This window comes from Streptomyces sp. NRRL S-118, from assembly GCF_000716335.1.
Taxonomy (GTDB): domain Bacteria; phylum Actinomycetota; class Actinomycetes; order Streptomycetales; family Streptomycetaceae; genus Streptomyces.
On sequence record NZ_KL591004.1, the window covers coordinates 381,990 to 403,126 of the forward strand.

Genomic DNA, 21,137 nt, shown 5'->3' on the forward strand with positions numbered 1-21,137 from the left:
GGGCGCCCGGGGCCGCTGGTGCGGTGGCCGGGGCGGCGGGAGTTCTGGGTGCGCCGGGTGTGGCGGGAGCCGCCGCGGGTGCGGGGGCTGCTGCTGGGGCGGGCGCTCTCACCGCGTTGGGTGCCGGGGTCGGCGTCCTCACCGGTGCGGCCGGTGCCGCGACGGCGGCCGTGGCCGCGGGTCTCGGCGCCGCGAGGCTTGGCGCGGCGGAAGCTCCTTTTTCGGGGTCGGGCGGGGGGTGAGCCATCTGGTGATGGTGATGGGCATGGTGGGGCTGACGGTCTTCCTGGGACTGCTCATCCACTACCTGGCCACGCCCTTCGGGGAGGTGATGGGCGTGCAGCCGGACCCGTTCACGCGGTACTTCCCGCAGGCGGCCACGGCCGGTTCCTGAGGGCCGGGCAGACTGGCCCCCGTGGACCAGAAGCGCTTCCTCTACGTCGTCGTGTGCGCGGCCGGGATCGCCGGTGACGTCGGCACGCTCATAGCCGCCGCCCAGGACGAGGGCTGGGACGTCGGCGTCATCGCCACGCCGCACGGCCTGCCGTTCCTCGACGGGCCGGCCGTCGAGGCCCGGACGGGCTACCCGATCCGCTCGGCCTGGCGCCGCCCCGGCGATCCGCGGCCGCTGCCGCCGGCGGACGCCGTCGCCGTCGCCCCGGCGACCTTCAACACGATCAACAAGTGGGCGGCCGGCATCGCCGACACGCTCGCGCTGGGCACCCTGTGCGAGGCGTACGGCGCGGGCGTGCCCACCGCCGTGCTGCCCTGCGTGAACGCGGAGCTCACCGCGCACCCCGCCTACCGCGAGAGCCTGGCGCGGTTGCGCGGGATGGGCGTACGGATCGGCGAGGGCAGCGGCGGCGCGGCGGGCTTCCGCTGGGAGGAGGCGCTGGAGCTGCTCGCCGCCCGGTGACCGGGCCGGCCGCCGGCCCCCGGCCCCCCCGGGCGGGGGTGCCGCCCGCCGGGCGGTGGTCCACCGGCTGCGGTCGCCGCGGGTGTGGGGGGACCATGGGTGGCATGGGCGGTGCGGATGAGCTGCGGGCCGATCGGGAAGCGGTCGACGGCGCGGTCGACGGCGCGGAGGTGGGGCCTTCGCCGGCCGGCGGCCTGCTCGACGTCCTCGGCGTGGCCGCGATCGTGATCGACGCGGACGGGCGCATCGTCCTGTGGAGCCCGCAGGCCGAGGACCTGGTCGGCTGGAGCGCGCACGAGGCGCTGGGCAAGTACGCCGCGCGCCTGCTGGTGGGCGAGGAGCACCTCCCGCTGGTGCTGCGCCTCTTCGACCAGGTGATGACGACCGGGCAGAGCTGGGCGGGCGTCTTCCCCGTACGGCGCAAGGACGGCACCACGCGGCGGCTGGAGTTCCGCAACATGCGGCTCCTGGACGACCTCGGCGACTTCTACGCCCTGGGCCTGGCCACCGACCGGGAGACGCTGCGCCGGGTGGAGCGGGACCTGGCCCTGTCGGTGCGGCTGGTGGACCAGTCGCCGATCGGTCTGGCGGTCCTCGGGCCGGACCTGCGGTACGTGGGGGTCAACGCGGCGCTCGTGCGGATCGACGGCGTCAGCGCGGAGGACCACCTCGGCCGCACCGTCGGGGAGGTGCTGCCGTTCATCGACGCCGGACGGACCGAGGCGTCGATGCGGCGGGTGCTGGAGACGGGCGTACCGCTGCTGGACCGGCAGGTCGTGGGGCGGGCCCCGGCCGATCCGGAGCACGACCACGCCTGGTCGGTGTCGATGTACCGGCTGGACAACGTGGCGGGCAGGCCGATCGGGCTGGCCGTGTCGGTGGTCGACGTCACCGACCGGTACCGGGCCACGGCGGAGGCGGAGCGGGCGCGGGACCGGCTGGCCGTGGTCGCCGACGCGTCGGTGCGCATCGGGACCACGCTGGACCTGGAGCAGACCGCCCGGGAGCTGGCCGACGTCGCCGTGCCGGAGCTCGCCGACATCGCCGCGGTCGACGTGCTGGACACGGTGCTGGAAGGCCGCCCGAACCGGATCACGTCCGGCGCCGAGGCCCCCGCCGTCTTCCGCGCCCTGGCCGTTTCGGCTGCGTACCCGACGGTCGCCGTGGACGCGGCCGACCCGCCGGGGGAACTCGCCCGCTACGGCGCCGACCGGCTCGTCACCCGGTGCGTGCGCACCGCGCGGCCGGTGCGGGAGGCGCACCTCGACGAGCAGGCGCTGTCGTGCGTGGCGCGCGACCGCCGGGCGGCGGACCTGCTGGCGGAGGCCGGGGTGCACTCGTACCTGGCGGTGCCGCTGATCGCGCGCGGTGAGGTGCTGGGCGCGCTCGACCTGAAGCGGGCCCGCAATCCGATGCCGTTCAGCGACGACGACACGCTGCTCGCCTGCGAGCTGGCCGCCCGCGCGGCGGTGTGCATCGACAACGCCCGGCTGTACCGGCAGCAGCGGGAGACCGCGCTGACGCTCCAGCGCAGCATGCTGCCGGAGGCGCCGGGGGACCTCACCGGGCTGGAGGTGGCCACCCGCTACCAGCCGGCCGGCCCCGGCAGCGAGGTCGGCGGCGACTGGTTCGACGTCATCCCGCTCTCCGACGGGCGGACCGCCCTGGTGGTGGGCGACGTGATGGGCAGCGGCATCAACGCGGCGACCAGCATGGGACGGCTGCGCACGGCCACGCAGACGCTCTCCCGGCTCGACCTGGAACCGGCCGGGGTGCTGCGCCACCTGGACGAGATCAGCGCCGGGATGGACCCGTCACTGGCCACCTGCGTGTACGCCGTGTACGACCCGCACCACCACCGGTGCCGGCTGTGCACGGCCGGCCACCTGCCCCCGGTCCTGGTGCGCCGGGGCCGCGAGCCCGTCCTGCTGGAGCTGCCCACCGCGCCGCCGCTGGGGGTGGGCGGGATCCCCTTCCGCGAGGTCACGGTGGACCTGGAGCCGGGCGACCGGCTGGTCCTCTACACCGACGGGCTGATCGAGACGCGGGAGGAGGACATCGACAGCCGTCTCGAAGCCCTGCTGGCACTGATGGCCACGCTGGGGGACAGCGGCCTGGAGGAGTCCTGCGACCGGCTGCTGCGCGAGCTGCGCCACCCCGGCGACCACGACGACGTGGCCCTGCTGATGGCGTGCCCCGTCCCGGTCCGCTGAGGGCGCCGCCCGACCGGGCGGCCCGTACCCCGCCGCCGGGCCCACGGCCGGTGCTGCCTGCCGCGGCCGTCCGACCACGGCCTCCCATCGCGGTGGGACGGTGGCGGGGGAAGGACGGCGACGCGGGAGGGGACGGGTCGGGTCCCCTTCCGCGTCGGCGTGCCGTCCTGCCCGGTGCCGGGCCTGTCCGCGGTGCCGGGCCTCCCGGGGGCGCGTGCTCAGGCCGCGAGGCAGACCTCGGCACGGTGGCCGACGGTCGCACGCGCCGGCGCCGTCGCCGCCGTGACCCGCGGCACGGACCGGGCGAGCTCCTGCTGGGCCAGCGAGAGCACGTCGCCCAGACCCAGGCCGAGCGCCCCGGCCGCGGCCGCGAGCACCTCGGAGGACGCCTCCTTGCGTCCGCGCTCCAGTTCCGACAGGTACGGCATCGAGATCCGGGCCGCGTCGGCCACGTCGCGCAGCGTGCGCCCCTGGGCGAGGCGCTCGCGGCGCAGGGCGTCACCGACGACGTGGCGCAGCAGCGGCTCCGGCTGGGGGCGGTCCGGCTTCGTCCGAGGTGTGGTCACAGGCTTCATCCGGTCAGCCTAGAAGCAGACGGGGCGTCACGTCACGGGCCCGCTACGGCTTCCACCAGGCGCGGGAGGCGTCCCGCAGGGTGTTGGTCCCGCAGTGCACCTCTCCCATGCCCAGGTGGTAGGTCTCCCAGTCGTCGATGTACGCCACCTTCAGCCCGGCCCGCGTGTACGCGGCGTTCACGGCGGCGGTGAACACGTCCTTGCCGCCGATGACGGGGCCCCACTGCTTCGGAGCGAGGTACCGGTCCCGGCCGAGCAGCACGCCGTTGACCGCGCCGGGGACGTACGCGCTGGTCATGACGGTCGCCGGGCCCGCGGCCCGCTCGCCCTCGCGGGGCAGCCGCTTCTGCTGGCCGTACTCGTCGACCGCGTCCGGCAGGTCGCCCGCGCCCATGCGCTTCAGGCGGGGCATGCGGGCACCGCGCTCGCCCTCCTCGGTACCGCGGGTGAAGAGCGCGGGCACGCGGACGATCTCCGCGTCGGCCACACCCGTCTCGCGCTTGAGGACGTCGAGGTTGGCCCTGATGCGCTGCGCGGCCATCGTGTTGTCGGCGACCAGCCACTTCGAGGCGAGCGCCTGGGCGATCGTCTCCTTCGGGGCGGGCACGTCCTTGCTGCCCGGGACCGAGAACATCCGCGTCGAGCCGTGCCCGGCCTTCTGCGCGTCGCGCAGCAGCTTCAGCCCGGCCTCCGGGTCGGCGATGCCGATCCGCCAGCCGCGGGCGGTGCCCGGCGCCGGGAGGAACTGCACGAACTCGTCGACGTGGCCGACGTGCAGCCACGAGGTGTCGAGGAACAGCGGGTCCTGGAAGCCCTGGGCCTTCAGCAGCGTGCGCATCGCGCGGGCGGGCTTGGAGCCGTCGTCCTTGCGCTCGCCCATGATGATGCGTCCGGCCGGGAAGGAGCGCCCGCCGTGGGCGTACGGCGGAACGGTCTCCAGGTTGCCCATGGAGTTGAGGGTCCACTCCTCCGAGTCGCGGACCCCCGAGACCTGGACGACGCCGACGCCGTTGCCGCGGAGCTTCTCGAACAGCTCCCGGCCGGACTCGCGGTCGGGCTGCGCCGAGCGGAGCATCACGCGGATGACCTGGCGGCGCCCGTCGGGCCCGGTCATGCTGACGTACCCCGGCTCGACGAAGTCCTGGGCCCAGATGTCCTGGTACTTGTCGAAGGTGACGAGCGGCTTGGTGATGCCGGCCGCCTTGGCCTCCTTGGCCAGGCCCTGCACGAACGCCTGCTGGCGGCGGGCGTAGGGGTCCTTGCCCGGCACCTTGGTGACCATCACCTGCTGGGCGTTCTGTAGGTGGTGGTGGGTGAGCAGCGGCGCCACACGGAGGGTGACGTCGTCGGAGGTGGTCCGCCCGCCGGAGGTGACGGACAGGCGCAGGACCGCGCGGCCGTCCCACACCGCGGTGTCGCGGACGACGTCGGTGACCTCGACGCCGAACTCCACGCCGGAGCGCAGCTCGGCGGCGGTCAGACGGGTGTTGCCCTTGACCCGGTCCCAGCCGCCGGCGCGCTTGACGAAGACCCGGGTGCGGGCCGCCCCGGCGACGACGGCCGGGGTGCCGGTGGCCGACGCGGGCAGGTCCTTCATCGGTACGGAGCGCACCCGGGCGAGGTCGGCGGCGTCGGCGGTGCCGTTCACCCGTGTGTCGGAGGCGTCGTTGCAGGCGGCGAGGCGGGCGTCGGACAGCGGCTTGCCGCCCGGGCCGGTGGTCGCGCAGCGCTTGGTGTCGTCGTCGATGTTGGGCAGGACGACCGCGCCGCGGGCCGCGGTCCAGGTGTCCTCGCCCGCGGTGTCCGTCGCGCCGGCGACGTCCACGCGCCCGTCCCGGTTCACGTCCGCCCGCAGGTCGGCCGACGGCGGCGGCCCGGCAGCGAACACGGGCGCGGCGGGCGCCAGTACGGCCCCGATGACGGATATGGCCAGGGTCGCGCGTCTGGCGTGGCTCGTACGCACCATGCGTCCTTTCGTGGGGGATGCGTCTGTCGAGCCGGAAGAGGGCGTGCGGGCGCGATGCGTTGCTTCGGGACTCCGGTTCACGGCCGATGACTGCCCGCGGTGTGCCCGGGTTATGACGGCGGCTCAGTCCTGGCGCGGTGAAGGAGGCGGTTCCCGGCGCACCGGCGGCGTGCGGGTCGTCGTGCGGCCCAGCGCGGACGCCGCGCGGGCGAACGCGGCGGCGTCCACGACGGCCGCGCCGCCCGGGTCGTTGTTGAAGTACACGTACACGTCGTCCTGGTCGGTCCACGTGCCGGCGATGCGCCGGGCCCAGGAGGCCAATGCCTGGCGCCCGTAGCGCGGCGACGGGTCGGCGAGGCCGGCGTGGAAGCGGACGTACCCCCAGGGCGCCGTGCGCCACAGCGGTGTCACCGGGCGGGACCGGCGGTCCGCCCAGCACAGGGCGGCGCCGTACCGCTCCAGCACCGTCCGCAGCTCGCGCTCCGCCTCCCACCACGACGCGTGCCGCAGCTCGACGGCCACCCGGACCGTGGCGGGGAAGCACCGCAGGCACGCCTCCAGCGCCGGGACGTCCACCCGGAAGTCCGGAGGCAGCTGCACCAGGACCGGGCCCGTCCGGTCCTCCAGCCCCTCCAGACGGCCCATCAGCCGCGCGACCGGTTCCGCGGGTTCGCGCAGGCGCTTCAGATGGGTCAGGTAGCGGCTCGCCTTGACCGCCATGACGAACCCCTCCGGCGTGCGCTCACGCCAGGAGGCGAACACCTCCCGGGTGGGCAGCCGGTAGAAGGCGTTGTTGTTCTCCACCGTGGCGAAGTGCCGCGCGTACTCCTCCAGCCACAGCCGCTGCGGCAGCCCGGCCGGGTACAGCACGTCGCGCCAGTCCTTGTACTGCCATCCGGAGGTGCCGATGAGCAGGGGCATGCCGCCATGCCTGCCCGGGCGCCGGCGGCGCCTACCGCTCCGCGCCCGGGTTGGCCCGCCCGGCGGACCCCCGCCCGGTCCGCCCCGTCTAGCGTGCGACGAACTGGGTGAGGATCGCCTGCACTTCGTAGATGTCGACGCCCTTGGTGAAGGTCTTCTGGATCGGCGCGGGGCTCCCGGACAGCCACAGCTTCAGCTCGGCGTCGAGGTCGAAGGTGCCGGCGGTCTCCACCGCGAAGTGGGTGATGCTCCGGTACGGGATCGAGTGGTACTCCACCTTCTTGCCGGTGATGCCCTGCTTGTCGACGAGGATGAGGCGCCGGTCCGTGAAGAGGATGGTGTCGCGGATCAGCAGGAACGCGGCGTGCACCTGCTCGCCGTTGCCGAGCAGCCGGGCGTAGTCCTGCTGCGCCGTCGCCGGGTCGATGGTGTGCGCGTTTCCGAACAGCGCCATGGCAGGCCCCCCAGGTGGTGTGGTTCCACGATGATCGTCGCACTGTATACCGGGGGTGCCGGCCCGGCCGAGGGGTACGTTCCCGGCGGATCGTCCCCCGGGTGCGCCCCCCGGCGTGCCGTCGGAGGCGGGTGCTCCGTCGTGCGCGGGGCAGAACTTCACCACCTGCGACGATCATGACGATCTGGTTGCAGTGATGGCGGTGCGCGTATTTTGCTCCGGGGCCGGATCGTTCCCGGGGTGTGAGCGGTTTCGAGACGCAGACACGGACGCAGGCGACGGCGGGCGCCGCCGCGCAGGCGCAGCAGCGGACGCGGGACGCGGCGGCGCCCGGGGACGGTACCGGCACGGTGACCCGGGACGGCACCGGCGCGGGCCACCCGTCCCGGGAGACGGGCACGCCCCCGGCCCACGCCGCGCTCCTCGGGGCGTACTGGCTCGACGGGCCGCCCCACGGCACCCATACGTGCGACCGGTGCCGGCGGCTGCTCGGGCCCTCCGGCCAGGAGGTGGTCCGCACGGTGATGCTGGGTCTGGCCGTCGTCACGATCGTGTGGGGCGCGCTGATGGCGGTCGCGGTGGGGTGAACACCGTTTGTGGGGTCCGCCCGCCCGGCGTTTGATGGGAACGAGCGGGGGCGGATCCGGACGGAAGGAAGTGCGGCCGTGGACCTCTCCCTGCGTCCCGGGCGGGCGGAGGACGCCGCCGAGTGCGGCCGTATCTGCTACGAGGCCTTCCACGCCGTCGCCCACGAGCACGGCTTCCCGTCCGACTTCGCCAGTGCCCGGGAGGCCGAGGACACGATGGCGATGCTGCTGGGCCATCCCGGTTTCCACAGCGTCGTCGCCGAGCTCGACGGACGGATCGTGGGCAGCAACTTCCTCGACGAGCGCTCCCCCGTCGTCGGGGTCGGCCCGGTCACGGTGGACCCGGCCGTCCAGGACGGCGGCATCGGCCGCCGCCTCATGCGCCACGTCATGGACCGGGCGGCCGAGCGGGACGCCCCCGGCATCCGGCTGCTCCAGAGCGGCTACCACTCCCGCTCGTTCGCGCTGTACGCCGGACTCGGCTTCGTCTTCCGCGAGACGGTGGTCTGCCTTCAGGGCCCGCCGATCGGCGTCACGGTCCCCGGCCACGCGGTACGGCCCGCCCGGGAGGCGGATCTCGCCGCCTGCGACGACCTGTGCCGCCGGGTCCACGGCACCGACCGCCACGGCGAACTCGCCGATGCGCTCGCCCGGGGCACCGCACGCGTCGTCGAGCACGACGGGCGCGTCACCGGTTACGCCACGGACCTGGCCTTCTTCGCCCACGCCGTCGGCGACACGACCGAGGACGTCCGCGCGCTCATCGGCGCGGCCGAGGCCTTCGGCGGGCCGGGCATCCTCGTCCCCGCCCGCGACAGCGCACTGCTTCCCTGGTGCCTGGCCCACGGTCTGCGCGTGGTGCAGCTGCTGAGCCTGATGACCATCGGGTTCTACAACGAACCGGCCGGCGCCTACCTGCCCTCGATCCTCTACTGACGCGGCGGGCGGAGGCGGTGGAGGCCGGACGGACGGCGGGACGGGCCGCGCGGGTACCGCGGCGGGGACCCCGCCACGCGCTGTTCACCCGGCACCCGGCCCGTACGGTCGTCCTCGCGTTCACCGTCGCTGTCCTGGCCGGCACCGGGCTGCTCGCGCTGCCCATCGCCACCGAGGACGGCCGCGCCACGGACCCCGTCACCGCCCTGTTCACCGCGACCTCCGCCGTGTGCGTGACCGGACTGGTCGTCGTGGACACCGGCACCTACTGGAGCGGCTTCGGCGAGGGCGTCATCCTGGCGCTGATCCAGATCGGCGGCTTCGGCATCATGACGATGGCGTCGCTGCTCGCGCTCCTCGTCTCCGGCCGGCTGCGCCTGCGGCTCCAGCTGACCGCCGCGGCCGAGACCAGGAGCCTCGGCATCGGCGACGTGCGCCGCGTCCTGCTCGGCGTCGCCCTCTGCGCGCTGGTCGTGGAGCTGGCCACCGGCGCCGTGCTGGCCCTGCGGCTGCGGTTCGCGTACGGCGAGGGCGTGGGCTCCGCCGTGTACCTGGGGTTCTTCCACGCGGTGTCGGCGTACAACAACGCCGGCTTCGGGCTGTACCCCGACAACCTCGTCCGGTACGCCCGGGACCCGTGGGTGACGCTGCCGGTCGCGGTCGCCGTCATCATCGGCGGGATCGGCTTCCCGGTGATCCTGGAACTGCTGCGCCACCGCCACCGGCGGCGCACCACCGGACGGCGGCGGTGGTCGCTGCACATCAAGCTGACGCTGCTCACCTCGGCCGTCCTGCTGGTCACCGGTACCGTGCTCACCTGCCTGTTCGAGTGGGACAACCCCGGCACGTTCGGGCCGCTCGACGGGTGGGAACGGGCGCTGAACGGCTTCTTCCACTCCGCGGTGAGCCGCACCGCCGGCTTCAACACCGTCGACATCGGCGCGATGGAACCCTCCACGCTGCTGCTCACCTCCATCCTGATGTTCATCGGCGGCGGGAGCGCGAGCACCGCCGGCGGCATCAAGGTGACCACCTTCGCCGTGCTCGCCGTGGCGATGCTCGCCGAGGTGCGCGGCGAACCGCACTCCGAAGCGATGGGCCGCCGGCTCTCGCCGCACACCCTCCGCCAGGCGCTGACCGTGGCGCTGCTCGGCGTCGGGCTCGTCGTCGCCGGCACGCTCGCCCTGGAGACCCTCAGCGGGGTGGCGCTCGACGCGGTGCTGTTCGAGACGGTGGCCGCGTTCGGGACCGCCGGCCTGTCCACCGGCATCACCGCGGATTTCGCCACTGCCGGGCGGCTGATCCTCGTCCTGCTCATGTTCGTCGGCCGGCTCGGCCCGGTCACCCTCGTCTCCGCCCTCGCCCTGCGCGAACGCACCCGCCGCTACCACCTGCCCGAGGAGCGACCCGTCATTGGCTGACCACCCGAACCCGTGGCGCCGGCGCCGCCGCGAACGGCCCGCCCCGCAGCCGCCGCACACCGTGCCGGGCGACCGGCGCGTGGCCGTGATCGGTCTCGGCCGCTTCGGCAGCTCCCTGGCCGACGAGCTCACCCGGCGCGGCTGGGACGTCCTCGGCATCGACTCCGACCCGCGCCTCGTCCAGCAGCACAGCGCGCTGATCACGCACGCCGCCGCAGCGGACTGCACGGACCCCGAGGTGCTGCGCCAGCTCGGCGTGCACGAGTTCAGCCGGGCGGTCGTCGGCATCGGCAACGCCATGGAAGCGAGCATCCTGATCACCGCCAACCTGCTGGACCAGGGGGTGCCCAACATCTGGGCCAAGGCCGTCAGCCGCCAGCACGGGCGGATCCTCGAACGGCTCGGCGCCCACCACGTGGTCCTGCCCGAGCACGAGATGGGCGAGCGCGTCGCGCACCTGGTCACCGGGCGGATGCTCGACTTCATCCGGTTCGACGACGACTACGCGCTGGCGAAGACCGTCGCCCCGGTCCGCGCCACCGGCGTCCCCCTCGGCGAGAGCCAGGTGCGCAGCCGGTACGGGGTCACGGTCGTCGGCATCAAGCGCCCGGGGCAGGACTTCACGTACGCCACCGCCGAGACGGTCATCGAACGCGGCGATGTCATCGTCGTCACGGGCCGCACCCGGGCGGTGGAGACCTTCGCAGAGCTGACCTAGGAGGTGCCGTATGGCGCGGGACACGGACGTCGTGGTGATCGGGATGGGCGTGGGCGGCGAGCACGTCGCCGGGCGGCTGGCCGCGGCCGGGCTCGACGTCGTCGGGGCCGAGGCCGAACTGGTCGGCGGTGAGTGCCCGTACTGGGCCTGCATCCCCAGCAAGATGATGATCCGCGCGGGCAACCTGCTCGCCGAGGCCGGGCGCGTCCCGGGCATGGCCGGCGCCGCCGAGGCGGCACCCGACTTCGCCCAGGTCGCCGCCCGGATCCGGGGCGAGGCGACGGACGACTGGAACGACCGGGCGGCCGTCGACCGCTTCACCGGCAAGGGCGGGCACTTCGTGCGCGGCCGCGCACGGCTGACCGGGCCCGGCCGGGTCGAGGCCGACGGCACGGTGTTCACCGCGCGGCGCGGGATCGTCGTCGCCACCGGCAGCCGCCCGCAGGCGCCGCCCGTGCCGGGCCTCGACACCGTCCCGTACTGGACCAACCGCGATGCCGTCGCCGCCGAGGAGGCGCCCGGCTCGCTGCTGGTGCTCGGCGGCGGCGCGGTCGGCCTGGAGCTGGCCCAGGCGTTCGCCCGCTTCGGCACCGAGGTGACCGTCGTGGAGGCGGCGGACCGGCTGCTGCCACCCGAGGAACCCGAGGCGAGCGCGCTCGTCACCGCCGTCCTGCGCGGGCAGGGGATCATGGTCCTGACGGGGGCGCGCGCCACCCGGGTGCGGTACGAGGACGACGGCACGTTCCGGCTGACCCTGGACGGCGGCGAGGAGATCGGCGCGCAGCGGCTGCTGGTGGCCACCGGGCGGCGCCCGGTGCTGACCGGCCTCGGCCTGGAGACGGTGGGCCTGGACGTGGCGGACGCGCGGGCACTGGAGGTCGACGGCAGGATGCGCGCGGTCGGCGCGGACGGCGTCTGGGCCGTCGGCGACGTGACCGGGCGCGGTGCGTTCACGCACGTGGCGATGTACCAGGCGGAGATCGTCGCCCGTGACCTCCTCGGCGAGCCGGGACCCGAGGCCGACTACCGCGCCCTGCCGCGCGTGACGTTCACCGACCCGGAGGTCGGCTCGGTGGGGCTGACGGAGCACCAGGCCCGGGAGCGGGGCCTGCGGGTGCGGACGGGCACGGCGCAGGTGCCGTCCTCGACCCGCGGCTGGATCCACAAGGCGGGCAACGAGGGCCTGGTCAAGCTGGTCGCCGACGCCGACCGCGGGGTGCTGGTCGGCGCCACCTCCGCCGGCCCGGCGGGCGGCGAGGTGCTCTACGGGCTCGCGGTCGCGGTCCAGGCGGAGGTGCCGGTCGCCCGCCTGCGCCACATGATGTTCGCGTACCCGACCTTCCACCGCGCCGTGGAGACCGCGCTCACCGACCTCGGCGACCTGCCCGACGGTGTGCCGGACGCCCGGCACGGGAGGTGAGCGCCGCCTTCCCGGCCCGCCGGAGGCGCGGACGGACGCGCCGCGGTACGACCGGCCGCGTGCGGCGCTCCGGGCGGGGCGTCGCCGCGGCGTGACCGGCGGATCCGTCGGAGACGGCGTGAGGGGGTGACCTCGCCGCGCCGGCCGGTGGCCCGGCTCGACGGCCGGCGGGATGCGTGACCCCGTCCCGGGCCCGTGGCCCGGGACGGCGAACGGGACGCCCCGGCATGTGTGCCGGGGCGTCCCGTTCGTGCGTCGGGAGCGGGGCGTCAGCCGCGCGGGCGGCCCGCCGTCTCCAGGGGCTGCTCGCCGCCGGCGGCCGCGTTCGCGGCGACCTGCGGGGTGCGGGTCTTCAGCACCGCCCAGCCGACCGCCAGGCACACGGCCCAGCCGGCGCCCACGTACAGCGACACGCGGCTGTCGGGGTCGATGGCGATGAGCACGGTCACCATGAGGAGGAACGCCACGGCGATCCAGCTGCACACGGTGCCGCCCGGGGCGGGGAAGGACGAGGCCGGCAGACGGCCGGCGACGACCGCCCGGCGGTAGAGGATGTGGCTGACGAGGATCATCAGCCAGGTCCAGATACCGGCGGCGGTGGCCACCGAGGTGACGTAACCGAAGGCCTTCTCCGGGACGACGTAGTTGAGGACCACGCCGATGCCCATCAGGGCGGCGGAGAGGGTGATGCCGATGGCCGGCGTCTTGGTGGAGCTCAGCTTCCCGAGCGCCTTCGGCGCCTCGGAGTTGGCGGCCAGGCCCCGCAGCATACGGCCCGTGGAGTACATGCCGGAGTTGCAGGACGACAGCGCGGCCGTCAGGACGACGAAGTTGACGATCGCCGCGCCCGCCGGGATGCCGATCTTCGCGAAGGCCGCCACGAAGGGGCTCACGCCCGCCTCGAACTCGGTCCACTTGACCACCATCAGGATCACGCTGAGCGCACCGACGTAGAAGACGATGATCCGCCACGGCAGCGTGTTGATGGCCTTGGGCAGGGTCTTCTCCGGGTTCTCCGACTCGCCCGCCGTGACACCGACGAGCTCGACGGCGAGGTAGGCGAACATGACGCCCTGGAGGGTCATCAGGCTGGAGCCGATGCCCTTGGGGAAGATGCCGTCGTGGGCCCAGATGTTGGAGACCGCGGCGGTGTCACCGGCCTGGCTGAAGCCGAGCGTCACGACACCGAGACCGATGACGATCATGCCGACCAGCGCGGTGACCTTGACCATCGAGAACCAGAACTCGATCTCGCCGAAGATCTTCACCGAGATCAGGTTGGCCAGGTACAGGACGACCAGGAAGACCAGGGCGGTCACCCACTGCGGGACCTGCGGGAACCAGAAGTTCACGTAGATCGCCGCGGCCGTCAGCTCCGCCATGCCGGTGACGACCCACATCAGCCAGTACGTCCACCCGGTCACGAACCCGAAGAACGGGCCGAGGAACTCGCGGGCGTACTCCGCGAAGGAGCCCGACACCGGCCGGTACAGGAGCAGCTCGCCGAGCGCCCGCATGATGAAGAACACGATCACGCCCGCGAGGGCGTACATGAGGATGAGGCTGGGTCCGGCCTTCGCGATGTTCGCGCCCGCACCCAGGAAGAGGCCCACGCCGATGGCGCCGCCGATTGCGATCATCTGGACCTGACGGCTGCCGAGCCCGCGCTCGTAGCCCTCTTCGGGAGTGCCTCCCGCGGCCCCATTGCCGTCGCTCTGCTTGCCGACCTGCACTGAGGTCATGGTTTCTTGCGCCTTTCTCCATGCGCGATCCGTGCCTGACGGCCACGGATCGGGTCACGATCCCCCCGGATGTGGATGGAGTTGCATACCGGCGGTCCGCCGGTCGTAGCGCCCGGCCGGACAGGGATGGCGTCCGGCAGGAGTCGTGCAGATTTATCACAGCCGTCACGATGATCCAGACGTTCGGACGTGATCCACACCACGAGGAAAGGCGTGCAAAGCGGTCATGCGCGGGCAACAGGGACGATCGGTTTGACGCGATCGTTATCCGGATCTGAGCAACACCTGAGCGAACACCGACCGGCCGGGCGACCTACCGGCGAGTAACTCTGCGTGACCGTCCGTTTGGTACGCGCCCTTGCCGTACAGGGCTGGACTCCCTCCGGCCGGGTACGCGTATGACGCACCGTGAACGAATCGTCGCAGCGCCCCGATCGAGAACGGGCGAGAACGGAGCAGCCAGTCATGAGCAACGCCGTACCTCACCGCGACCGGCCGATCGTCGTCGGCGTCGAGGAGGGGCCCGGACAGGAGGAGCTCGTACGGTTCGCCGCGCGGCAGGCACTGCTGCACGGCAACCCCCTGCACATCGCCCACGTCGTGCGGGAGTCCCCGGGGGAGGAGGAGCGGGGCGACGCCGCGGTCAAGCAGGCGGCGATGCTCGTGCAGCGGTACGAGGAGGTCGTGCGGTCCGAGTACCCCGAGGTCATCGTGGCCGGTGAACTGCCCGTCGGCAGCCCGGCGGCCGCGCTGGTGGAGCGCTCCGCGGACGCCGCGACCGTGGTGATCGGCCACCGCGGCTCCGGCGGCTTCCCGCGGCTGCCCCTGGGGTCGGTCAGCTGGCAGGTGGCCACGCACGCCGAGTGCCCGGTGATCGTCGTACGCCCGGGGGAGAGCGAGCAGCCGCGCGACAACCGTGTCGTGGTCGGCGTCGCCGCGGACGAGGCGTCGCTCGCGGCGCTGGACGTGGCGTACCGCGAGGCGCAGTTGCGCGGGGCCGCGCTGGAGGTCGTCCACGGCGCCTTCCACCCCGGCATGCTGCCGTCCGGACCGGTCGGGATGGTGCCGCCCGACTTCACACTCATGGAGGACGGGGCCCGCGAGTACCTGAAGCAGCAGACCGGTCTGCGCCGCGACCGCTACCCCGACGTGCCGGTGGAGGTCCGCATCGAGCACACCCGGCCCGCCACGCTGCTGGTCGAGGCCGCTCTCAACGCCTCGCTGCTCGTCGTCGGCTCCCGCGGCCGCACCGGGCTGCGCCGGCTGTTCCTCGGCTCGGTCAGCGCCGAGGTCCTGCACGAGGCGCAGTGCCCGGTCCTGGTGGTGCCGGTCGTCGAGGAGGACGCCGCCGCCTGACGCGCGCCGGCGGCCGGGCCCGTCCGGGGGCGTGACCGCTCAGCGCCGCCGGGCGGTGCGGCCCGTACCGCCCTGCCGCCGCCGCACCAGAGCGCGCAGCCAGCGGCGCAGCCGGCGGCGGATCCCGCGCAGCGGACGCACGGCGGACGCGGCGTGCGGCTGCCCCTCGGTCGCCAGGGGCACCAGCGGCATCAGATAGCGGGCGCCGCCGCGCACCATCACGCACAGCGGGACCTCGTCCACGTCCTCCACCAGCAGCGTGATCGGCTCCGGCGGGTCCCCCGGCAGCTCCGCCGCCAGCTCCGTGCCGCCCCGGCCGTGGGTGTGCCGGGCGGCGACGACCTTGCCGTCGACCAGCACCTCCACGTCGTGCGCCGTGCGCCCGAGGAGCACGGTGACGGAGTGGCCGTCCTGGTCCAGGTGGAAGCGGTGGCGGTGGGGCACGCTCATCGTCCCGAAGCTACGCGGCGCGGACCGTCCGGCCGGGCGGCCGGCGAGGCGTGGCCGGCCGGTTCAGCCGTGTGGCGCAGCACCGGCACCCGCCCGCGCGCCGCACGGCTCCCGCCGGGCGGCGGGATCAGGACGGCGCCCCGGCGTGCGCGGGGCGACCGGTCCCCGGCCCCGGCCGCCGCCGACGGGGAACCCGACGCCCGTGGTGAACATGGCGGGGGTCGAAGGCGAGGAGCGGCGCGGCCTCGGCGACCTCCTCCCCGGACCCGTTGCGCCGCGGGGGCGTGCCCGTCCCGTGGCCCCGGCCCCGGAGGGTTCGGCGGGGCACGTGCCCCGGCGGGCCGGTACCGGGGCGCGGCACGGCTGCTGCGGGCGGCGGCCACCACCCGGCAGCGGCTCGGCGCGCCGCCGCCCGCGGCCGCACGCGCCGACGTCGACCGGATCGCACGGCGCATCGTGGCGGCGGGCGGCGCCTTCAGCGCGGGCTGCGGGGAGGCGGCGGGGACTGCGCGCCCGCCGCGGTGAGCAGCTCCACGACGTCCGGGTACGGTCCGGCGGCCGCCCATTCCAGGGCGGTGCGCCCGGTGCCGTGGTCCTCCCGCAGCCCCGGGTCGGCGCCGTGCTCCAGGAGCGCCCGCACGGCTTCGGTGTGACCCCAGCAGGCGGCGGCGCACAGGGGCGTGCCCTCGGAGCCGAACCCGCTCTCGGCGTCGGCCGGGGCTCCCGCGGCGAGCAGCACACGGGCGACCGCGGCCTCTCCCTGCACCGCGGCGGCGTAGAGGGGGGTCGTCCCGTCCGCGTCCGCCCGGCCGGGACCGGCGCCGGCGCGCAGCAGCGCCCGTACGCGGGGCAGGTCGCCGAAGGCCGCGGCGGCCACCAGTCGCCGGCTGAGCTTCTTGCTCCGTCGCAGGTTCACCCGGCGACCCTACGCGGGGACGCCGCGGCTACCTCAGGGGGCGGGAGCGCCGGGAGCGGCGGACGGCGACGAACACGATGTCGACGACCAGCACGATGATGCCGATGACCAGCAGGAACATCAGACCTTCGATGATCACGCCGATCAGCCCGAGGATGATGGCCACGAGGACCAGGAACAGGAACAGCGCCATGGCGGGACCCTCCTGCGGCGGGGCGGCCGGTCAGCGGCGCGCGAGCTGCCGCTCGCCGTGCGCACCCTGCCGGTAGGGCAGGTCGTAGTGGCGGAAGACCGCCTCCTCGCTCTCGGCCGCAAGGACGCCGTCCGTCTCGATCGACGGGGCGTCCCGCACATGGCCCTTGTCGTAGGCGACCTTGAGGTAGTCCGGTCCGACCGTCGCCTCGTCGAGGGGGACGAACACCAGGCGCTGCCGGGTGGGCAGCCCGGTGCGCACCGTGGCCATGGCGGGCTCGTCGGTCCTGGTGTCGACGTAGACCGCCTCCAGCACGCCGATCTTGTGGCCCCTGGGGTCGACCACGTCGTGGTTGCGCCACTCACGTATGTCTGCTGACCGAATCATGCGTGCGTCCTCTGAGCGGGTTCCGTGTCCGTCGGACTCTTCACGTCCAGCCTGCCCCGGTGCGCCGGGGGCTGCCACACGGGGCTCGGCGGCCGGGTGGCGGCTCTCCGGTGGTCCCGCCGGGCGGTGTCAGACCTCGTCCGCCCGCCGGCGGTCGTCGAACGACGACTCGCTGGTCGCGAGCCAGGAACGGGCGGGTTCCGCCGGTTGGGTCGTGTCCACCGTGAGGTGGAGGCGGGTGCCGCCCCCGGGACCGGCGGGATAGCTGCGCTGTTCCGTCGCGGCGAAACAGTGCCGCAGTACGTCGGCGACCATGCGGGCGACCTCCGGGGTCGCCGCCACGACCCGGACCTCCGCGTGTCCGGTCGCGGGCATTTCCTCCTCGGCCTGCACAGCGCCACCTCCTCGCACACCCCGGGGACCGGCCGGCCCCCCGTGGCCAGTGTGCACCCGGGCGGTCCGTCAGACGTCCTCGCCGCCGACCGGCCCGCCACCGGGGGAGCCCTCCCTGCGGCGCAGTTCCTCGTTGTCCCGCAGGGCGTCGTCGAGCCGGTCCTCCAGGGTGATGACCCGGCAGGCCGCCTCCACCGGGGTCCCCTGGTCGACCAGCTCGCGGGCGCGGGCCGCGATGCGCAGCTGATGCCGGGAGTACCTGCGGTGACCGCCCTCGGACCGCAGCGGCGTGATGAGCCCGGCCTCGCCGAGGGCGCGCAGGAACGCGGGGCTCGTGCCGGTCATCTCCGCGGCGCGCCCCATCGTGTAGGCGGGGTAGTGGTCGTCGTCGAGGTTGTCGGCGGCGGGGGTGGAGCGGGATTCTGACGCCATGCGGACCTTTCGTCCCGTCGGCAGCGGGCGGACCGGTGACGTTCGCCTCGTGCTGCACCCGCGGACCTGACCAACGGGCGTACGGAAAGTCTATTGCGGCCGCTGCAGGTTCGTCATGGCGCTCCCCGGTGCCGTGCCCGGGGCCCCGCCGGGGCGGGTGCCGCCGCCCAGGGGGGCGCGGCGGGAAAAGTCCGCCGGATTCGACGAGGATTTCTCCAGCGGCCGTGGAAGAAACCGAAGGGGCGCGCGCCCAGGATTTCTCGCACCGACAATTGCCCGGCGTATTTCCCCGCCCTTCGCCGCCCTGCGTGCTACTGTCGATATCAGTTGCAGTTGTGGTTCCCAGACTTCAAGTGCCCCGCCGGTTCGTTCGCGGCGGAGCACTTTTGTTTTGCCGGTATTCCGGACGGGTCAATCATCGCGGCGACGCGCGAGACCCGCACGGTGCGGGCTCGGAAAACCCGCAAGGAGCAGAGACATGGCTACTGGCACCGTCAAGTGGTTCAACGCTGAAAAGGGCTTCGGCTTCATCGAGCAGGAGGGTGGCGGCGCGGACGTGTTCGCCCACTACTCGAACATCGCGACCTCCGGGTTCCGCGAGCTGCAGGAGGGCCAGAAGGTCTCCTTCGACGTGACGCAGGGCCAGAAGGGCCCGCAGGCGGAGAACATCGTTCCCGCCTGACGTGCACCGTCCTGACGGCGCCGGGGCCCGCACCTTGGGGTGCGGGCCCCGGCGCCGTTTTTTGCGTCTCGGCCCAGGCCCCGCTGCCTGATTTCCCACGGACCTGCCGCCCGGTTCCGGCCCCGGCCGCGCGCGCCCGGCCTTCTGCTCGTCGCCGCAATTCCGCTGTATCCGGCAGTGTCGAGGGCCGACGATTCCTCGATGTGTTCATCACGTCCATTTCGAGGAAGGCATCTCGTGAACCCTTCATCCCGCCCCGGCCCGCCCGGACCCGGTGACCTCCGGGAGCCCGCGCACGGCCCCGGCACCCCGACGCTCCCCCCGGTCGCGGCATTCGCCGACCTGGACCTCCCCGCCCCGCTCCTGGCCGCGCTCGCGGCCGAGGGTGTGACCGTGCCGTTCCCCGTCCAGGCGGCGACCCTGCCGGACACGCTGGCGGGCCGGGACGTCCTGGGCCGCGGCCGTACCGGTTCCGGCAAGACCCTGGCGTTCGGGCTCGGCGTGGTCGCGCGCCTCGCGGGCCGCGTCGCCGAACCCCGCCGGCCCCTGGCGGTGGTGCTCGTGCCCACCCGGGAACTCGCCCAGCAGGTCGGGGAGGCGCTCGCCCCGTACGCCCGCGCCCTGAGGCTCCGGCCCCTCACCGTCGTCGGCGGGCTGTCCATCCGCCGCCAGGCCGCCGCGCTGCGCGACGGCGCCGACATCCTGGTGGCCACGCCGGGCCGGCTCGGTGACCTCGTCGAGCGCGGCGACTGCCGGCTCGACGCCGTCGCCGTCACCGTCCTCGACGAGGTCGACCGGATGACCGACCTGGGCTTCCTGCCGCAGATCACCGGCCTGCTGGACCTGGTGCCGGCCACCGGCCAGAAGCTGCTCTTCTCCGCCACGCTCGACCGCGACGCCGACATCCTGGTCCGGCGGTACCTGCACGACCCGGTCGTGCACGCCGTCGACACCCCGACCGGCGCGGTCACCACGATGGAGCACCACGTCCTCCACGTCAGCGACACCGACAAGACCGGTGCGACGACGCGGATCGCGGCCCGCGAGGGCCGCGTGATCATGTTCCTGGACACCCGGCAGGCGGTGGACCGCCTCACCCGGCACCTGCTCGACAGCGGCATCCGCGCCTGCGCCCTGCACAGCGGCAGGACCCAGGCGCAACGCACCCGCACCCTGGCGGAGTTCCGGGAGGGGCACGTCACCGTCCTGGTCGCGACGGACGTGGCGGCCCGCGGCCTCCACGTCGACGACCTCGACCTCGTCGTCAACGTCGATCCGCCCGGTGATCACAAGGACTACCTGCACCGGGGCGGCCGCACCGCCCGCGCCGGCGGGGAGGGCAGGGTCGTCACCCTCGTCCTGCCGCACCAGCGCCGCTCCATGAACGCCCTGCTGGCCCATGCGGGTGTCACCGCGCAAATCACCGCGGTGCGCCCCGACGGGGCGGAGCTGAGCCGGATCACGGGTGCGCGGACGCCCGCGGGGGTCCCGGTCCTCGCCGCCGTGGCGGCGCAGCCCGGCGGGCCGGCCGGTGACGGGACCGGCCGGCGGCACGGCGGAGCGGGCGGGGGCCACCCGGCTCACCCGCCCGTCCTGGCACCCCGCCGCCCCGCGACGGGGGGAGCGGCCGCCTGACGCGTCCGCCGAGCACCGTCCGCGACGCCATGGGGCCCACGGCCCCCAGGTCGGCGACGACATGATCCTGGACCTCGCCCTCTCCGTCCTCGCCGCCGCCCGTACCGGGCACCTCGTGGTGTGCGACGCCGACGGGCGGGTCACCGGGCTCGTCTCCCGGACACAGCTGACCGCGCACCCGGCCGGCACCCGGTACACGGAACTCACCCGCCTGCGGGACATCACCCATGACCGGGGGCCCTTCACCTCCGCCCTGACGGCCCTGCCCGTCGCCGAGCGCGCCATGCGCGGCCGTACGCAGCAGGCGTCCGTCGTGGTGGACGACGACGGGTACGCCGTGGGGATCCTCGCGGCCCCGCACGGCGACACCCCGCGGAGGTGTGCCGTGGCGCGGGAGCGCCCGCGGCTCAGCTGTCGGTGTAGCTGAAGTCGCCCACCGTCCACGCGCTGACATCCTCGATGGCCACCCGGTACATCCCACCGGTCTCGGGGATGCCGAGCGTGCCCTGCAGGATCCGCGCGACGTGGAAGTGCAGGTGCGAGGGCCGCTTCGGGGGTGTGCCCGCGGCCGCGCCGCCGAACACACCGGAGAACGCGCTCAGCCGGTCGGAGTCCCGCAGGACCTCGGCGACGCGCTCCCGCCACACGGCCTCGGGAGCGAGCCGTCCCGTGATCACGGCTCCGTTGACCACGACGGTCAGGGACATCTGATTGGACTGCTCGGACTCGACCATGGACGCGACATCCACGAGCAGGTCATCAGGCTTCGTCATGCGGTGACACTACAAGCCGCGCCCCTCCAGGGGGAGGCCGCCCTGGTGAAG

At 74.2% G+C, this 21,137-nt stretch carries 24 protein-coding genes; 12 read left to right on the top strand and 12 right to left on the bottom strand.

Annotated elements, in window-relative coordinates; translation table 11 throughout:
• The first annotated feature begins 238 nt into the window (after window positions 1-238).
• From IH00_RS42715 to IH00_RS0111050, 3 genes are all read left to right on the top strand, one after another.
• On the top strand, window positions 239-394 hold the full coding sequence (locus IH00_RS42715; protein ID WP_158827775.1) for a hypothetical protein: 156 nt from the start codon (window positions 239-241) through the stop codon (window positions 392-394).
• Window positions 395-415: 21 nt separating this feature from the next.
• Window positions 416-916 (top strand): flavoprotein, encoded by a 501-nt coding sequence (locus IH00_RS0111045; protein ID WP_234334818.1) that lies wholly within the window; start codon window positions 416-418, stop codon window positions 914-916.
• A 104-nt stretch (window positions 917-1,020) separates the two neighbouring features.
• Window positions 1,021-3,129 (top strand): SpoIIE family protein phosphatase, encoded by a 2,109-nt coding sequence (locus tag IH00_RS0111050; RefSeq protein WP_031072205.1) that lies wholly within the window; start codon window positions 1,021-1,023, stop codon window positions 3,127-3,129.
• A 218-nt stretch (window positions 3,130-3,347) separates the two neighbouring features.
• On the opposite strand, the gene IH00_RS0111055 is transcribed toward IH00_RS0111050, so the two are convergent.
• The 4 genes from IH00_RS0111055 to IH00_RS0111070 all read right to left on the bottom strand — a co-directional run bounded on the left by IH00_RS0111055 (window position 3,348) and on the right by IH00_RS0111070 (window position 7,045).
• On the bottom strand, window positions 3,348-3,704 hold the full coding sequence (locus tag IH00_RS0111055) for a helix-turn-helix domain-containing protein (RefSeq protein WP_052411315.1): 357 nt from the start codon (window positions 3,702-3,704) through the stop codon (window positions 3,348-3,350).
• A 43-nt stretch (window positions 3,705-3,747) separates the two neighbouring features.
• On the bottom strand, window positions 3,748-5,670 hold the full coding sequence (locus IH00_RS0111060; protein WP_031072208.1) for a protein-arginine deiminase domain-containing protein: 1,923 nt from the start codon (window positions 5,668-5,670) through the stop codon (window positions 3,748-3,750).
• A gap of 123 nt (window positions 5,671-5,793) precedes the next feature.
• Window positions 5,794-6,591 (bottom strand): DUF72 domain-containing protein, encoded by a 798-nt coding sequence (locus tag IH00_RS0111065; protein WP_031072210.1) that lies wholly within the window; start codon window positions 6,589-6,591, stop codon window positions 5,794-5,796.
• 88 nt (window positions 6,592-6,679) lie between these two features.
• Complete coding sequence (locus IH00_RS0111070) at window positions 6,680-7,045, bottom strand: PH domain-containing protein (protein WP_031072211.1); 366 nt, start codon at window positions 7,043-7,045, stop codon at window positions 6,680-6,682.
• Between the two features lie 242 nt (window positions 7,046-7,287).
• Between IH00_RS0111070 and IH00_RS0111075 the strand changes: the two genes are divergently transcribed.
• From IH00_RS0111075 to IH00_RS0111095, 5 genes are all read left to right on the top strand, one after another.
• Entirely contained in the window at window positions 7,288-7,632 is a 345-nt protein-coding gene (locus IH00_RS0111075; RefSeq protein ID WP_031072213.1) for a hypothetical protein, read from the top strand.
• Window positions 7,633-7,710: 78 nt separating this feature from the next.
• A complete protein-coding gene (locus IH00_RS0111080) occupies window positions 7,711-8,568 on the top strand; it encodes a GNAT family N-acetyltransferase (protein ID WP_031072215.1) in 858 nt (285 codons plus the stop codon).
• A 17-nt stretch (window positions 8,569-8,585) separates the two neighbouring features.
• Window positions 8,586-9,989 (top strand): TrkH family potassium uptake protein, encoded by a 1,404-nt coding sequence (locus IH00_RS0111085; RefSeq protein WP_052411316.1) that lies wholly within the window; start codon window positions 8,586-8,588, stop codon window positions 9,987-9,989.
• Window positions 9,982-10,707, top strand: a complete 726-nt coding sequence (locus tag IH00_RS0111090; RefSeq protein WP_199819732.1) for a potassium channel family protein — start codon at window positions 9,982-9,984, stop codon at window positions 10,705-10,707. The genes IH00_RS0111085 and IH00_RS0111090 overlap by 8 nt, the downstream gene beginning before the upstream one ends.
• 10 nt (window positions 10,708-10,717) lie before the next feature.
• Window positions 10,718-12,127 carry a dihydrolipoyl dehydrogenase family protein gene (locus tag IH00_RS0111095; RefSeq protein ID WP_031072221.1) on the top strand — a complete coding sequence of 470 codons (1,410 nt, stop codon included), beginning with the start codon at window positions 10,718-10,720 and terminating at the stop codon, window positions 12,125-12,127.
• 269 nt (window positions 12,128-12,396) lie between these two features.
• Here IH00_RS0111095 and IH00_RS0111100 read toward each other — a convergent pair whose 3' ends face one another.
• Window positions 12,397-13,869, bottom strand: a complete 1,473-nt coding sequence (locus IH00_RS0111100; protein ID WP_031072222.1) for an amino acid permease — start codon at window positions 13,867-13,869, stop codon at window positions 12,397-12,399.
• 465 nt (window positions 13,870-14,334) lie between these two features.
• Between IH00_RS0111100 and IH00_RS0111105 the strand changes: the two genes are divergently transcribed.
• Window positions 14,335-15,225 (top strand): universal stress protein, encoded by an 891-nt coding sequence (locus tag IH00_RS0111105; protein ID WP_031072223.1) that lies wholly within the window; start codon window positions 14,335-14,337, stop codon window positions 15,223-15,225.
• A 39-nt stretch (window positions 15,226-15,264) separates the two neighbouring features.
• On the opposite strand, the gene IH00_RS37225 is transcribed toward IH00_RS0111105, so the two are convergent.
• The 6 genes from IH00_RS37225 to IH00_RS0111135 form a co-directional block, all read right to left on the bottom strand.
• Entirely contained in the window at window positions 15,265-15,675 is a 411-nt protein-coding gene (locus IH00_RS37225) for a hypothetical protein (RefSeq protein ID WP_039946719.1), read from the bottom strand.
• A gap of 475 nt (window positions 15,676-16,150) precedes the next feature.
• Window positions 16,151-16,591, bottom strand: a complete 441-nt coding sequence (locus IH00_RS0111115) for an ankyrin repeat domain-containing protein (RefSeq protein WP_031072225.1) — start codon at window positions 16,589-16,591, stop codon at window positions 16,151-16,153.
• Between the two features lie 28 nt (window positions 16,592-16,619).
• Window positions 16,620-16,784, bottom strand: coding sequence for a hypothetical protein (locus IH00_RS43330; protein ID WP_199819733.1), 165 nt, complete (start codon window positions 16,782-16,784; stop codon window positions 16,620-16,622).
• A 30-nt stretch (window positions 16,785-16,814) separates the two neighbouring features.
• Window positions 16,815-17,171 (bottom strand): PRC-barrel domain-containing protein, encoded by a 357-nt coding sequence (locus tag IH00_RS0111125; RefSeq protein WP_031072226.1) that lies wholly within the window; start codon window positions 17,169-17,171, stop codon window positions 16,815-16,817.
• A gap of 129 nt (window positions 17,172-17,300) precedes the next feature.
• Window positions 17,301-17,546 carry a hypothetical protein gene (locus tag IH00_RS0111130; RefSeq protein WP_031072227.1) on the bottom strand — a complete coding sequence of 82 codons (246 nt, stop codon included), beginning with the start codon at window positions 17,544-17,546 and terminating at the stop codon, window positions 17,301-17,303.
• Between the two features lie 87 nt (window positions 17,547-17,633).
• Window positions 17,634-17,996, bottom strand: coding sequence for a MerR family transcriptional regulator (locus IH00_RS0111135; RefSeq protein WP_031072228.1), 363 nt, complete (start codon window positions 17,994-17,996; stop codon window positions 17,634-17,636).
• Between the two features lie 478 nt (window positions 17,997-18,474).
• On the opposite strand from IH00_RS0111135, the gene IH00_RS0111140 reads away from it, so the two are divergent.
• The 3 genes from IH00_RS0111140 to IH00_RS0111150 all read left to right on the top strand — a co-directional run bounded on the left by IH00_RS0111140 (window position 18,475) and on the right by IH00_RS0111150 (window position 20,740).
• On the top strand, window positions 18,475-18,678 hold the full coding sequence (locus tag IH00_RS0111140; protein WP_031072229.1) for a cold-shock protein: 204 nt from the start codon (window positions 18,475-18,477) through the stop codon (window positions 18,676-18,678).
• Window positions 18,679-18,879: 201 nt separating this feature from the next.
• The gene (locus IH00_RS0111145; protein WP_052411317.1) at window positions 18,880-20,313 is read left to right on the top strand and encodes a DEAD/DEAH box helicase; all 1,434 of its coding nucleotides are present in this window, start codon (window positions 18,880-18,882) and stop codon (window positions 20,311-20,313) included.
• A 61-nt stretch (window positions 20,314-20,374) separates the two neighbouring features.
• Window positions 20,375-20,740, top strand: coding sequence for a CBS domain-containing protein (locus IH00_RS0111150; protein WP_199819734.1), 366 nt, complete (start codon window positions 20,375-20,377; stop codon window positions 20,738-20,740).
• On the opposite strand, the gene IH00_RS0111155 is transcribed toward IH00_RS0111150, so the two are convergent.
• Window positions 20,721-21,086: a hypothetical protein gene (locus IH00_RS0111155; protein WP_031072232.1), complete on the bottom strand. Its 366-nt coding sequence runs from the start codon at window positions 21,084-21,086 to the stop codon at window positions 20,721-20,723. The genes IH00_RS0111150 and IH00_RS0111155 overlap by 20 nt on opposite strands.
• Window positions 21,087-21,137 lie beyond the last annotated feature (51 nt).

What these genes read in the sequence shown, in the direction of transcription:
- IH00_RS0111050 (WP_031072205.1), top strand. Translation starts at nt 1,021, where the DNA reads ATGGGCGGTGCGGATGAGCTGCGGGCCGATCGGGAAGCGGTCGACGGC.
- IH00_RS0111055 (WP_052411315.1), bottom strand. Translation starts at nt 3,704, where the DNA reads ATGAAGCCTGTGACCACACCTCGGACGAAGCCGGACCGCCCCCAGCCG.
- IH00_RS0111060 (WP_031072208.1), bottom strand. Translation starts at nt 5,670, where the DNA reads ATGGTGCGTACGAGCCACGCCAGACGCGCGACCCTGGCCATATCCGTC.
- IH00_RS0111065 (WP_031072210.1), bottom strand. Translation starts at nt 6,591, where the DNA reads ATGCCCCTGCTCATCGGCACCTCCGGATGGCAGTACAAGGACTGGCGC.
- IH00_RS0111070 (WP_031072211.1), bottom strand. Translation starts at nt 7,045, where the DNA reads ATGGCGCTGTTCGGAAACGCGCACACCATCGACCCGGCGACGGCGCAG.
- IH00_RS0111095 (WP_031072221.1), top strand. Translation starts at nt 10,718, where the DNA reads ATGGCGCGGGACACGGACGTCGTGGTGATCGGGATGGGCGTGGGCGGC.
- IH00_RS0111100 (WP_031072222.1), bottom strand. Translation starts at nt 13,869, where the DNA reads ATGACCTCAGTGCAGGTCGGCAAGCAGAGCGACGGCAATGGGGCCGCG.
- IH00_RS0111105 (WP_031072223.1), top strand. Translation starts at nt 14,335, where the DNA reads ATGAGCAACGCCGTACCTCACCGCGACCGGCCGATCGTCGTCGGCGTC.
- IH00_RS37225 (WP_039946719.1), bottom strand. Translation starts at nt 15,675, where the DNA reads ATGAGCGTGCCCCACCGCCACCGCTTCCACCTGGACCAGGACGGCCAC.
- IH00_RS43330 (WP_199819733.1), bottom strand. Translation starts at nt 16,784, where the DNA reads ATGGCGCTGTTCCTGTTCCTGGTCCTCGTGGCCATCATCCTCGGGCTG.
- IH00_RS0111125 (WP_031072226.1), bottom strand. Translation starts at nt 17,171, where the DNA reads ATGATTCGGTCAGCAGACATACGTGAGTGGCGCAACCACGACGTGGTC.
- IH00_RS0111130 (WP_031072227.1), bottom strand. Translation starts at nt 17,546, where the DNA reads ATGCCCGCGACCGGACACGCGGAGGTCCGGGTCGTGGCGGCGACCCCG.
- IH00_RS0111135 (WP_031072228.1), bottom strand. Translation starts at nt 17,996, where the DNA reads ATGGCGTCAGAATCCCGCTCCACCCCCGCCGCCGACAACCTCGACGAC.
- IH00_RS0111140 (WP_031072229.1), top strand. Translation starts at nt 18,475, where the DNA reads ATGGCTACTGGCACCGTCAAGTGGTTCAACGCTGAAAAGGGCTTCGGC.
- IH00_RS0111145 (WP_052411317.1), top strand. Translation starts at nt 18,880, where the DNA reads ATGTGTTCATCACGTCCATTTCGAGGAAGGCATCTCGTGAACCCTTCA.
- IH00_RS0111150 (WP_199819734.1), top strand. Translation starts at nt 20,375, where the DNA reads ATGATCCTGGACCTCGCCCTCTCCGTCCTCGCCGCCGCCCGTACCGGG.
- IH00_RS0111155 (WP_031072232.1), bottom strand. Translation starts at nt 21,086, where the DNA reads ATGACGAAGCCTGATGACCTGCTCGTGGATGTCGCGTCCATGGTCGAG.